The organism is Candidatus Hydrogenedens sp., from assembly GCA_035361075.1.
Lineage (GTDB): Bacteria > Hydrogenedentota > Hydrogenedentia > Hydrogenedentales > Hydrogenedentaceae > Hydrogenedens.
Window position 1 is genome coordinate 34,530 of record DAOSBX010000026.1, and the last position, 13,725, is coordinate 48,254.

Annotated in this window: 12 protein-coding genes; 11 read left to right on the forward strand and 1 reads right to left on the reverse strand. The window is 40.1% G+C overall.

Going from position 1 to position 13,725, the window contains the following annotated elements; all coding sequences use genetic code 11:
- The first annotated feature begins 16 nt into the window (after positions 1 to 16).
- The 10 genes from PLJ10_09040 (at position 17) to PLJ10_09085 (ending at position 10,202) form a co-directional block, all read left to right on the forward strand.
- Complete coding sequence (locus tag PLJ10_09040) at positions 17 to 544, forward strand: GspH/FimT family protein (GenBank protein ID HOK09792.1); 528 nt, start codon at positions 17 to 19, stop codon at positions 542 to 544.
- On the forward strand, positions 541 to 1,005 hold the full coding sequence (locus PLJ10_09045; GenBank protein HOK09793.1) for a hypothetical protein: 465 nt from the start codon (positions 541 to 543) through the stop codon (positions 1,003 to 1,005). Before PLJ10_09040 ends, PLJ10_09045 begins: the two co-directional genes overlap by 4 nt.
- Entirely contained in the window at positions 1,002 to 1,748 is a 747-nt protein-coding gene (locus PLJ10_09050; GenBank protein HOK09794.1) for a prepilin-type N-terminal cleavage/methylation domain-containing protein, read from the forward strand. The genes PLJ10_09045 and PLJ10_09050 overlap by 4 nt, the downstream gene beginning before the upstream one ends.
- A complete protein-coding gene (locus PLJ10_09055; GenBank protein HOK09795.1) occupies positions 1,745 to 2,683 on the forward strand; it encodes a type II secretion system protein GspK in 939 nt (312 codons plus the stop codon). Before PLJ10_09050 ends, PLJ10_09055 begins: the two co-directional genes overlap by 4 nt.
- Positions 2,673 to 4,283, forward strand: coding sequence for a hypothetical protein (locus PLJ10_09060; protein ID HOK09796.1), 1,611 nt, complete (start codon positions 2,673 to 2,675; stop codon positions 4,281 to 4,283). The genes PLJ10_09055 and PLJ10_09060 overlap by 11 nt, the downstream gene beginning before the upstream one ends.
- Complete coding sequence (locus tag PLJ10_09065; GenBank protein ID HOK09797.1) at positions 4,255 to 5,307, forward strand: hypothetical protein; 1,053 nt, start codon at positions 4,255 to 4,257, stop codon at positions 5,305 to 5,307. Before PLJ10_09060 ends, PLJ10_09065 begins: the two co-directional genes overlap by 29 nt.
- A complete protein-coding gene (locus PLJ10_09070; protein HOK09798.1) occupies positions 5,304 to 5,825 on the forward strand; it encodes a hypothetical protein in 522 nt (173 codons plus the stop codon). The genes PLJ10_09065 and PLJ10_09070 overlap by 4 nt, the downstream gene beginning before the upstream one ends.
- A gap of 85 nt (positions 5,826 to 5,910) precedes the next feature.
- Positions 5,911 to 8,988, forward strand: a complete 3,078-nt coding sequence (locus tag PLJ10_09075; GenBank protein ID HOK09799.1) for a secretin N-terminal domain-containing protein — start codon at positions 5,911 to 5,913, stop codon at positions 8,986 to 8,988.
- Positions 8,989 to 9,165: 177 nt separating this feature from the next.
- Complete coding sequence (locus PLJ10_09080; GenBank protein HOK09800.1) at positions 9,166 to 9,648, forward strand: pentapeptide repeat-containing protein; 483 nt, start codon at positions 9,166 to 9,168, stop codon at positions 9,646 to 9,648.
- Positions 9,645 to 10,202, forward strand: coding sequence for an MBL fold metallo-hydrolase (locus tag PLJ10_09085; protein ID HOK09801.1), 558 nt, complete (start codon positions 9,645 to 9,647; stop codon positions 10,200 to 10,202). The genes PLJ10_09080 and PLJ10_09085 overlap by 4 nt, the downstream gene beginning before the upstream one ends.
- A 51-nt stretch (positions 10,203 to 10,253) precedes the next feature.
- Here the strand turns inward: PLJ10_09085 and PLJ10_09090 are convergent, their stop codons facing one another.
- On the reverse strand, positions 10,254 to 11,249 hold the full coding sequence (locus PLJ10_09090) for an aldo/keto reductase (protein ID HOK09802.1): 996 nt from the start codon (positions 11,247 to 11,249) through the stop codon (positions 10,254 to 10,256).
- A gap of 164 nt (positions 11,250 to 11,413) precedes the next feature.
- Here PLJ10_09090 and PLJ10_09095 point away from each other — a divergent pair.
- The coding region (locus PLJ10_09095; protein ID HOK09803.1) for a DUF6259 domain-containing protein at positions 11,414 to 13,725 on the forward strand (2,312 nt) is incomplete at its 3' end.

Below are 13,725 nucleotides of genomic sequence, written 5' to 3' on the forward strand. Positions count from 1 at the left end.
AAAACAATAAGAAAGAGTGAGAATTCCGATTATTACAAAAAAAACAAAACACATTGCGGGCTTTACTCTTCTCGAATTAGTGGTTGTTGTGGCTCTACTTTCTGTATTAACAGGATTAGTCATCCCTGTCTATAACCGTGCTATGTTTTCCCTACGTATCCGCAACACTACACAGGACATCACATCACTTATCAGATATGCTCAGGAAAAAGCGATTGCTGAATCCCGTGAATTTCGTGTATTAATTGACGAAGACAAAGGCACCTTTCGTCTCATGCGATTGAAAAGCCAGTCCATAGAGGGAGACAAAGAATTTGAACCTGTTGCACCTGCTGATGGCGGTGAGGCGCTTCAACTTCCAGAAACCATGACCATTTCACGGATTACTGCTGGGAAAGACCGTGCCACTGGGTTACATTATATCTCCTGTTTTCCAAATGGTGCGTCTGACCACGGACAACTTGTAATCGAAACAAATGGCAGTCGGAAACAGAGAATTTCAATAAAATGGACTGGTGCCTTGGGGAGGTTTGAGATTAAATGAACCGAAAACAATCTAAATATGGATATATATTATTCGAAGCGGTTTTCTCTATGGCTTTATTAAGCATCGCAGGGTTAACCTTCCAGTCCGCTTTGCATCAGGCAATCCTGACCCGAGGTCAGGCAAATGACTATACTATTGCACGTTTTTTATTAGAACGGGTCAACGCCGAGATAGAACTTCAACCACAATTTGAAGAGACAGAAAAGAGCGGACAATTCCCACCACCATATAATCGTTTTACTTACGAATGGAAAATCAGTAAACTATCAATACCCAAGCCAAGTCTACCCTCAAAATTACCACCCGACCTTCGTGAAAATTTAGAAAAGATGTTCCGTGATTACATGGCGAAAGTGGATATCTGGATTCGCTGGCAGAGAGCTGGAATGAATTTTGAAGTACATGCACAAAACTTGTTTCAACCCGAAAAGTTATGGCTTCCTGAAGAACAACAATGAGAAAAACCAGTTTAAGACACAAATATTTAAACAAACACGGTTTTACCTTAATGGAACTATTAGTCGCTTCCACACTGCTAAGCATCGTATTATCCTCTGTTTATGTGTTATTTCATTCATCTATACGTACATGGAAACAATTAGAATCGGGGGTCAATCCATATCAGGACGCAAGGCTTGTTATGAACTTAATCGCACGTGATATTAACAATGTTGTTGCCTCAGCAGGACACTTAGTTGAAGGAGATGACCACCAGTTTGTTCTGTTCTCTATCACTGAACCATTTAATAAAGACACTGGAGAAGGTGGCCATCTCATGCAAATTGAATATTCATATAACCGCTCTCAAAAACGGATTGAACGGGAAGAAGCATTGGTGGAAACTGCACTTCCGAAATTTCCCCCAGCAAACCGTGAAATTGACCGTTCTCGGATTCGCATTACCAAAAAGAAAAAAGTGACTATTGCCGAGGGAGTTCGCAATTTCGAGGTTGCTTATTTATGGGTACCGTATGACGATAAACGAAACTTAAAAGAGCCTCCAAAAAAGGTAGAAATTGTCAAAGCAGAAAAACACAAACTATGCTGGTGGCTACCTCAAGGAATAGAGATAAAAATGACCATTGACGACCCTGACCAGCCTGAAAACAAAATTGAATTTAGAGAGGTTTTTCCTATTCGTGCACCTTCTGCACATCTGACCCAAAAACAATTAGATGAATTATTAAAGGATAAAGTATGAGGAAATCAGGATTTATACTCGTCTCTATCCTTTGGGTGATTACCTTACTAAGTTTCGTTATTTTAGGTTTTGGCAAACGTGTAACATTAGACCGACGTGCCTCCGCATATAGTTTAGATGTCAGCGAAGCACGTCTACTGGCTCATTCAGCCGTCCAACGAGGCATTATTGAACTCCGAAATAAAGCCATTATCGATGTCGCAGAAGCAGAAGAGAAAGGTGGGGGGACACATCTTGGTCAACCATGGGCACAGCCAAAAAGTTTAATTAAAGACCTTCACATATTAGATTGGGGTGAAAACCGAAGTGAAGATGATGTGTTTTATATCATAACTGATGAGGAGAGTAAAATTAATTTAAACTCTACCGCAAAGGAAATACTTGAAGAGGTTCAGGGGATTAATCGTGGTGTTATCCGCCAAATTATAAAGCGGAGAACAGAATCGGTGCACCAAGATGAAGGGATAAGCCCGTTTCAAGTGGAAGAAGAATTGCGATACCTACGGGGTGTAAAAGATGAAGACTGGTTTGGAACGTCGAAAACCCCCGGATTAAAAGATATGTTCACAGTCCATGGCTCTGGAAGGATCAATTTGAACACGGCTTCAGAGAAGGTATTAAAATGTATTCCAAAATTAGGTGACCGTGCAATAGAGACAATATTAAATTATCGTGCTGGTGCCGATGGAACATTAGGTACAGGTGACGACAAAGGCTTTCGTTCCGTTCAGGAAGTCATGGACGTAACAGGATTAGCAGGAGACCCTATCGAGGCTATTAAGCAATATTGCACCTTTTACTCTTCTTGTTTTAGGATTAAAGGATATGCGACCCTAAGAAATGGTAAAATACGAGTTGCCTGTACCGCTATTGTTTATATTGAATCAACAAATGCAAGCCTGATTCGCTGGCAGGAGGAGACATTTGGAATATAAAGGAAACAAATATCTATTTATAACCATTGAAGGGGATTACTACTCCTTACTTCGTGTTCAGAAAACACGAAAAGACTGGGAATTCATTCATTATGAGACAAATTTCAATCCCTCACAAGGAACTCCAACGCATCCTCTCTCCCAGCTAAAACAGAAAGCAATAGATAACAAATGGCTACAAGATTCATGCTATTTAGTCTTACCAAGACACGAAATTACATCTCGAATTGTAACTTTCCCTTCACAAAACATCGATGAAATTAAAAATATGGTTGCACTCAGTGCAGAAGAGTATGTGCCGTACTCTTCCGACGAAATTCAGACTTCACAAATGATACTCGAACAACTCCCTAATGATGAGAGCAAAGTGTTTATCGCCATTGCTCACCGCGACCTAATCGATGAAAAAATAAACATATTAAGAGAGATTGGTTTAGAACCTCTGGGCATTCTTGTGAGCACAGGATTAATTGCAGATACAGCAATACCTCTGGCCAAAGACAAATTGCATACTGGGAATATTGGTATTGTCCATCTCGCCCTTGGCGGAATAGAATTTGCCATATTCCATAATAATCGGCTACAGTTTTCGAGGGGAGTTCGGACAACTTGGGAATTAAGGGAGCATAAAGAAACCACAACCATTCCTGAGAAAAAAGACGAAGATATTGTATTAGACCCCTTCCGCATCCACTCTGAGCCATTGGTAGAGCATTCTCAACAAACTACAAAAGCACAGAGCGAGTTAGCCACAGATTTAACCCAAGAGATTGTTCGCGAAATAAGAACATCGGTTAATACTTACCAACAAGAAACGGAATCCGAGTTTACAATCAATAAAATCTATATTAGTGCGGATTTTCCAGTTCCTCAACACTTAAAAGATGAACTACAAAAGTTTTTGGATATCCCTTGTGTTCTAATTAGCCCAGAACACATAACAGGATGTTCATGGAAAACAGAATGGGCACCTCCTATTTCTGCACCCCTTGTGGGGGTAGCCCTGTCTTTATTCGACAACAAGCCCACCCCCCTAAATCTTCTTCCTGAAAAATTACTAATTACACAAAAAGTAAGAGAGATTGCAAAGCACATCAAACGTCTTGCAGTACTTGGGATTGTCCTCATTTTGTCGCTTGTGGGCTTATTTGCACAAAGCGTCTATCAACGACAAAAACTTATTCATGAACTGCAACGACAGGTGGCAGAGATTGAATCCAACGCACGTGGTGTAGCGGAAAAACGACAACAACTGCAAATTTTACGGCGTGAAGTGGCAAAAAACGGTTCGGCATTGGACTGCCTTTCACGGATTACCGCATCAACGCCACCTCGTGTAAATATGAATATGTATAGTTATCGTAGAAATGAAGGGATTAACATCTGGGGTAGAGCCAAATCCGTAGATGATGTTCATGCATTTGCAGAAAATCTCCGACGACAAGCCATTTCAAGTTCATTAAGCGCCTTCCAGCAGGCAAGAAGTGTTTACGAACAGCAAACTCGCGAACAAAATGAAGTCATTTTTGATTACCAGATTTCAATACCATTCAGTGAAGAGGAAGAATCGCGTGGAGCAGATACTGCTACAAATCCATAATGTCTGGAAACGGTTTTCCCAGCGTGAACAATTGCTCATAGTGGGTACCGTTATTGTTGTTATCCTTTTCACAGTAAACATTATTTACCGCTCTACCATAAACTATATTGACGAATTAGAGAACACAATTGATAAGTTACAACAAGACTTGCTCAATTATACACACCAGTTAGCAGTAAAACAGACCGTCGAAACAGAATACGCTCAGGTAGCACGCCAGCATTCGAGCAAATGGACTGAGGCTGAAATCCATGACCGACTACGACAGGAACTCTATCGCCTCGCTCAAAAATATCCTCCAGAATTAAACGAAGAAGGAATCCCCATCAAGACAACCACCTCTACTGGTTCACTGGTAGAAATCCCATCTCTTCAACAAGGTATTTTAAGAACTACAGATAAAAATTACCGTGAATATACCATCAACTTAAAACTTCCTGCCTCCGATTTTACCTCGCTTATCTCATTTTTACAAAGACTGCAAAGTAGCCCACAATCACTACGTATAGATAATATTGATTTGCGGAGACATCCTTTAGAAGAAAAAGTGAGTGCAGATATGGATATTACACGGATTATCACCGCAGGAATGAGCGGTGATATAACTACCACTTCCGATACTATTGAACTCAGCCTTGACCCAGTTGATTGGAACTGCTCTGGTGGCTCTCTCACTCCACAACAGGACGCTGAGAAAAAAACCACATGCCTCATTGCAGAGGCATCCCAAGACACCATGGAACTGGCATTTGTTCGCTCTTTTAAACCTGGAGAGAAATGGCTACTCGAAATAGATATTGCAGTAAAAGGAAACGCCTGGCTCACTCTTTCCTCTCCTGACAATATAACTTTTGATGGTAAAGAAACATTAAAAAATGATGGCAAAAAATATCACTATAAAATAAGCATGACCTTGCCTAAAATTAAAAATGATAGAATACGGATTCGGATTCCCCATCTTATTGTAAAAGGAAATGGCAGTAAAATTTATATCTATAACGGAAAAATAACGAAAGTAGGATGATGAAGATAACAGATAAAAAACGTATCTGGAATTGGATTGAAATCAGTATATGTATTTTAACCCTTTTCGTTATTTCTCAGATAGTATTAAATTTTCTTTTCGACCCCACAGAAACCCGTAGACAATCCCTTACACGCGATTTAGAAACAATACCTACAACAAGTCGCACATCAGATATGTCTACCACAGATATCGATACGTGGGGACAGACTATCATTGATAAAAAAGATTTATGGAAACCATTGGTTCCACCTCCACCACCTCCACCACCTCCACCCCCACCACCTCCAAAGAAGCCTGATATATCGCAAATATTACAGGGGGTCAAAGCATCTCGACAACAAATCGGACAAAAAATAAAAATATTTACTCCCGAAGAACCGAGAGGAATCCTCGTAGGTGTTGGCGATGTTGTCAAAGGTTGTAAGGTGCAATCTTTTGACCGCAACACCGTAACATTTGTCTTTTTCTGGGAAGAAGGAAAGGAAGAAATTCCATATACAATAAATCGTGAATAATCCTGTCTTGTTTAATCACATGAAGTCAATGTATGATACATACGAAAGAAAAAATATATGAAACTGTGAAGCAAGGTTAAAAGATATGAAACCAACACAAATCAATGTTGTTTCTGAACCAAAAAAGAATACCCATTATTACAAACCACTTAAAATGATTTTTCACCATCTGTTCTGTTTTATCATGATATTATTAATGATAGTCCCACCTGCAGTGCCTCAGGGACAATCGCCAACAAGCCCTGTATCTCGTCCATCCACAAGAAGTTCAAAAACACCTTCTTCCTCTGTTCGTGGGCAAGGAACACGATTCAAACTAAATGACCAATCATCCTCCTTTGGTGGGGGAATGCAACAACAAGAGCCACTATTACGGAGTAGAAGTACTACAAAAACAGAAGAACAAAAAAAACCAGAAGGCAAAAAAGAAACAACCGAAAAAAAACCATCTGAAGAAGAAACATCATCCACTGAAAAACAGCCTTCTAGAACAAGGACAATTACACGACAATCTAACACACCACAAGAGACGGTAAAAACTCAGACGCCTACAGCCCCAGCGATGCCTACCGCAGGGGGAACAACAGGAATCGCAGGACAGACACCACCAGGACCAAGAATGCCATCTATGATTTCAGGTGGAGGAACTACTGCAACAGGTGTAGGCCAAGTAGGAACAGCCCCAGGATTTAAAGGATTATTATCAGGCATTGGTAAAGCATTAGGCACCCAACCAGGTACCACAGCAGGTCAAGGCTTCTTCGATATACTATTTAGCCGAAAATTGGAATATAGCGAGCTACCAGATGAAGGTGAACCATTAACATTACCAGGACCTATGACCGCAGGCGAATTTTTAGAAGCCATTCACCTCGCAACAAATTGGAACATCATTGTATCCGAATCAGCAAAAGATGTCCAGATGAATTTCTGGCTCGTTGAGAAAAAACCAAAAGAAGCTTTGGAAGTCCTGAAATTCCATGACCTTTTCTATGACTATGATAAAAATACCAATTTCTTAAGAGTTTATACAAAAGAAGAATGGTTATTAAAAAATTTCGGCGACCTAAAACCACATGAATTTAAAATCAAACATGCAGATGTTTCATACATGGAAGCTATCCTCTCATCGCTCCTCTCAGGCATAGGCAAAATGATAACCGACACACGAACAGGAATTATCTATGTATGGGACATTGATGACAATCTAAAACAGATGGAAAAAACTGTCCAAGAATTAGACATTCCACTGGAAAAGAAAATGTTTACAATCAAGCATGCGGAGGTTGCTGATGTCGAATCAGTCTTATCTTCTATGTTATCTCCGAACGGCAGTCTCTTAGTGGACACAAGAAGTGGACAAATTTTCGTGTGGGATATCCCAACTTCATTGCAAAAAATGGACGATGTGGTAGCTCGCCTCGATATTCCAATGGAAACTCGTACATTTGTATCTCAATATGTAAACGTGGAAGATATTGCGGATTCGCTGGAATCGTTAATCTCACAACGCGGGGTCGTTCAGGTTGACCCACGAACAAATACAATTATTGTTACCGACTTACCTTCACGATTAGACAGAATTGCCGAATTTATCAAAACATTAGACATAAAACTTGAAACACGCACCTGGGTAATAAAATATGCAGATATTGACTTTATCGCAGACCAGATTGAAAATTTAGTCCCAGCAGAAATGGGACAAATTGTTGTTGATGATATGACACATCAAATTACTGTGACTGCTTTACCCAGCCGTATTAATGAGATTGACGAATTAATAAAAACATGGGATATTAAACGGAAGCAAGTGCTAATCGAAGCTTTCATAGTTGAAATGGATACCGAGGTAGAACGGTCATTAGGTATTAACTGGTCTTACTACGGAACATCAGGTAATGTACCTATTGTCCTCCATGGTGGGTCGGGTGTTAAAGATATTGCCTCCCCATCAGGAAGCGGAGAGTCTATGAGCGTCGGGCAATTACCTTCAATTATACCTCGTTTTAGCGAATTAACTTTAGATAGTAGTGGTAACATTACCCGCCAGCAAATACAAACCCTACAGGGCAAACCAGCCATCGACCGATTCCTCGGCAATAACCTCGCAGTGGCACTAAACTACTTAGACCGACAAAATAAAGCAACTATCCTCTCCTCACCTCGTGTAGTTGTGCAGGATGGAGAGGAAGCTATCTTTGAAAATGCAACCCGTGTCCCATATATTTCAGGCACTGCAGGCTACCCTTCCTCATATTACTATCGACAAACAAATACCAATCAGAATCAAAACACAGTTTATAACAATCCATATTATGGTGGTTATCCTTATTATGGTGGTTACTACGGTGGATATAATCGTGTCGAATTTATTGATGTCGGAACAATTTTATCCGTAGTGCCACGAATTACCGAAGACAACAACATCCTTTTAGATATTAGCGCAGAAGATAGCTCCTACAAAGATAAAGAAATCAAAGCGTATGACCAAACCTCAACAGTCCCCGAAAAGACCATTCGCCATGCAGAAACACAACTACGTGTTTACACTGGCGAAACAGTAGTTTTAGGTGGGTTAAGACGTAGTCGGAGCTCCAACCTTGTAACGAAAACTCCCTTACTCGGTGATATACCTTTATTAGGCAAACTCTTCCGTAACCCATCACGAACAGCACGAAATGATAACCTCCTTATATTTATCACCATAACTATTGTTGACGAATTCACACACCCCGAAGCCGAGATGCTTACTCGTGCGGAAGATAAAATCTCCGAAGATGTCCGTTATGAATCACGGAATATGTGGGGTAAACTCCATGAACAAATGTATCCCGACCGAAAATCAGAAATACGAATTTCAATCGGTAACAATGGAACTATTTTTATGGGTGGACAAAAAGTTAACCTCAACGAACTGCCCCAGATTCTCGAACAAGAGAAAACTAAAGGGAAAAAGGCTGTCTTATTAAGAAAAGCATTACGAGCACCAGATGCCCTTGTAAATGATGTAAAATCTATTGCTGAAAAAGCCAACCTGAAAATAGAATATGACGAAGCAAATGAACCTGTTGTGGCATTACCCAATCCACTTATACCCGATGACAACTCATCCGCTTCTATTCAACCATTAGAACCACAACAAACACCTGAGGAACAAAAATAATCACAAGAGTATCAACACTCTTATAAAAATCAACAATAAATCTTTCCTACGAAATATGTCATTTTCATATTGATACTATTATCTTACCTATTTTCCCAATTCTAAGCAATAGTTGAAAATGGAAGGGAAAAACAAGTATAAATTATTCCTCAGCAATAAAAAACAGGAGCCATATCCATGAGCGAAATTGCTATGCTAAAATATCATATTAATGCAGGAGGAATAATAGCATTACCAGATTACGTTGATAAAGAAATTCAAGAACGAATACAACAAGGAACACTAATCGGAGCAGATTTGAGAAGGAAAAATTTACGGGGCGTGTGGCTGGCAGGGATAAATCTTGAAGGAGCCGATTTATCAGGGGCAGATTTAGAATTTGTTGTATTGAGCAACGCACGACTCCACAAATGCAATTTAGAAAAAGCAAACCTAAAACGAGCAAACTTAATAGGTGCTGACCTGACCGAAGCAAACTTGAAAGATGCAGATTTATACTATGCACGACTGACCAGTGCAAACCTACAAAAAGCAAATCTGCAAGGTGCAAACTTACAACGGACAATACTCCGTTGTGCCGATTTATCTTATACCATCCTTACAAATGCCCATGGTGAACCTATTATCGACCGAACAAAGATGGAAGGGATAATTTCATGATAGTATATCATTTCTGCACCTCTATCAATGAAGCAAACGCTTACATACTAATCGACCCAGAAACCAAACAGGCATTACTCATCGATGTTCCAGAATGGACACCCATGATGGAACAGGTATTAGTAGAACAACAAGCCCAATTAAAAGGAGTCTTTATTACTCATGAACATTATGACCATATATCAGGATTACAAAAATTAAGACAACGTTACAACGGACTAAAACAATACCCCGAAAAAGTTTTCTTTCACAATCCAAACATGAATAAAACCGCAACTTTAAAATTAGGTGATTATGAAGGTCAAATAATATCACTTCCTGGCCATACACCAGAGAGCGTAGGACTTTATATCGACGGAATAATATTCACTGGCGACGCATTATTTGCTGGTTCTGTCGGCGGAACCATTAGTTCCTTACAGGCAAAACAGCAAATCGAAGCCATTAAAACAAAAATTCTAACCTTGCCTGAAAACACCCTCATTTTTCCTGGGCATGGTCCCATAACATCAGTCAGCACCGAAAAAAAATACAACCCTTTCCTACAATCATAATTCCAATTACTATTTACCCCCTTAAACATTATGTACTCACATGTACTTAATCTATAACTGTAATGGCTCCATTTCCTCTAAGGCTTTACGAATTTCATGCAGGTCAGATGAAGTCAGTTTAACGGAACCTGCACGAGCGTTCTCTTCAACCTGCGATTCGTTACGTGCCCCAACCAATGCACTCGTAATCCCTGGTTGATGAACTGTCCAAGCAATGAATAATTGCCCAAGCGTAATACCATACCCTTCTGCAATCGGTTTAACTCGTTCAAGCATATTAAGAACACGTCGACGATTCACAGTAGAAAACATCGCTTTATCCCTCCGCAAATCTCCCTGCGGAAATTCCCTGTCAAGAGTTACCTTTCCTGTAAGTAACCCTTGAGCGATAGGACTATAGGCTAATACTGAAATGTTGTTCTCTTGACAAAAAGGTAAAATTTCCACTTCTATTTCCCGCTCTAATGCATTATATTTTGGCTGGTTGCTTTCAATCCGTCCCTTCTTTAGACAAGTCCGCATCATTTCCACAGTAAAATTGCTCACCCCGATATACCGTATTTTGCCTTCTTTTTGTAATGAAAGCAGTGCAGACATCGTATCATCTAACGGCGTGGTTTTATCAGGCCAATGACACTGATAAAGGTCAATCACATCTACTTTGAGACGACGAAGGCTATTCTCACATTCTTTCCGTATCGAGGCAGGGCGTAGATTCTTATAGACCTTAAGCGGATTCCCATTTCGGTCGGTCGTATCAAAGAAAAATTCACCTTCATCAACATCCCAACGGAGACCACATTTTGTCGCAATAAAAACCTGATCCCTTCTATCATGAATCGCTTCACCGACAACTGTCTCGCTGTGGCCAAAACCGTAGATAGGCGCGGTATCAATACACGTAACACCAAGGTCAATAGCACGCTGTATCGCACGTTTTGCTTGTTCATCATCTGTACCACCCCAAAGCCACCCACCAATTGCCCACGCACCAAAAGAAACCACAGGAATCCTCACATTGGTCGTACCAAATGGTTTATATTCCATAATATTCCTCCTTATCTAAAATTTACTTAATCTAAAACAATAATTATTTGTTTTTTATTTTAACGTATTACACCCAGAAAAGAAAATTAATATTTTGTTATTAAATACAGATTAATTTAGAATAAATAACATAGTAAAACTAAACCAGGATAAGGATGAATACTATGGTTGCAAAAAGATTTATGTCAGTATTGGCTATATTTTTATGTTATGGAACAATCCAATTTCATGGAGTGTATGCAGATATGAATAACGAAATAACAACAGAATATTATCGATTGGTTCTTAACCCTACAACAGGGGACATAGAATCATTACAAAGTGAAGGGCAGGAATTAATATTCCCTCCAAGTCAATCACGTGGTTTATTTACGATTCGACTACGGGATGATAATGGAACTGCAACAGATTTAAGTTCATTAAAATGTTCATCAATTCAACTTTCTCGTGAAGAAACAGACCAGGAAATAAAGTTAAGAATAGAATATGCTCAGTTAGAAGGGAAGCCCATCTCTGCTACGGTATTCGTTCAATGTCCAAAACATTCCCGTTTCACCTATTGGACTATCAACATCAAAAATGAGACGGGTTTATGGCTTGAACATATAGACTTTCCAGTGGTAGTCGTTCCTGATAACTTGCCAAACTCTGGAGGCGACGCACGTCTTTTCTGGCCTGGAGGTGAAGGTGTAGTCGTTGAGGATTCTAATTTGCGAGAAAAAAGCTGGCTTCGTTGGCAACCAATTGAACATCCGACAATGGGCTGGAACGGTGTCTATCCAGGACCTGCCCAAATGCAATTCATGGCATACTATACACCTCGTGCTGGTTTATATTTCTCTGCACATGACCCTCAGGGAACACCCAAAGGAGTTGAATTTCATAAACACCCATTAGGTGGAATTTACCTCGATTTCCGATTATATCCTGGCCCTGTCTGTGAACCAGATTATACATTGCCTTATCCGATGGTACTCGGCGTCTTCAAGGGGGATTGGCATGACTCGGCAGAGATATACCGCAATTGGTGGGAAACATCAACAATGTATAAACCACCAAAGCTGGAAGATAATCCAGTTATTCCTGACTGGTATTACAAATCACCGATTATCGTTATGTATCCTGTCCGTGGTCAGCGAGATTTAGGCGTAGAAATGACACCTAATCCTGAATATTATCCTTACACGAATGCCCTGCCTATTTTACAAAAATTAGCATCAGACTTAGAATCCTCGATAATGGCACTATTAATGCACTGGGAAAGCAGTGCACCATGGGCACCACCCTATGTCTGGCCTCCCTATGGCGACTTCGAAGATTTCTGTCGGTTCCGAGATGCACTCCATAAATCAGGTGATTTAATTGGTTTATATGCAAGTGGTTCCGCCTACACAATAAAGAGTAACACCGACCCAACATACAATATGACAAAAGAGTTTCAAGAAAAGCGGGTTATTCAATATGTCACCTACGCACCTGATGGCAAACCTGCTGAGAACGGTGTATGTGCAGGACCAAATGCCCAGCGAATTGGTTATGACCTCTGTCCAGCAACTGAATGGGTGAAACAAGTGGTCGTTAACGAAATCACAAAAATAATTCCACATAATATTGACTATCTTCAATATTTCGACCAGAACTTAGGTGGCAACTGTTACCGCTGTTATGCTCGACATCATGGACATCCACCGGGTCCAGGATTATGGCAAACAGAATCCATGAAAGACTTATATCGCCGTATCTGGGAACAAATACACCAGCATGGCTCAAAAATGCTTATTGGTTGTGAAGCAAATTCGGCAGAGCCATTTATCCCGTATCTATTATTCAATGATAGTCGGTCCTATCTAAACTTCGCTATCGGAATACCTGTTCCTGCATACGGATATATCTTCCATGAATACTTAAACAACTTCATGGGTAACCAAAATGGCACAAGTCATTTCGTTGATGAAGAAAAAAGTCCATATAACCTCCACCAACGAGTTGCAATATCGTTTATTCAAGGTGACATGCTGAGCATCAACCTAAGGCAAGGAGGAAAAATCGCATGGGAATGGAGTTCTGCACCATGGGATAAAGGACCCAACCACGAACAAATTTTAACCTTAATACGCAACCTAAATAAATGGCGAACAGGAAAAGGTAACAAATACCTATTTTTCGGCAAAATGTTAAAGCCTTTTGAATACGGTGGAGACAAAGATGTACCCCTGATTACACCACGTGGTGACATTATCCATTTCCGCTCCATACTTGCTTCTCGGTGGATGTATAAAGACCAAACAGCAATGTTCCTGGTAAACTATCTCCCAGAACCACAAACCGCATCTATAAATTTACCCGATGCATATCACACCAATTGCTCATTACATCTAACCCCGTCTCAGGATAGCGAAGCCAAACCCTTACCTGAAAACCAAAATAAAATAGAAATTCCTCCCCTCTCAGCCATCATGTTAGAATGGAATAAATA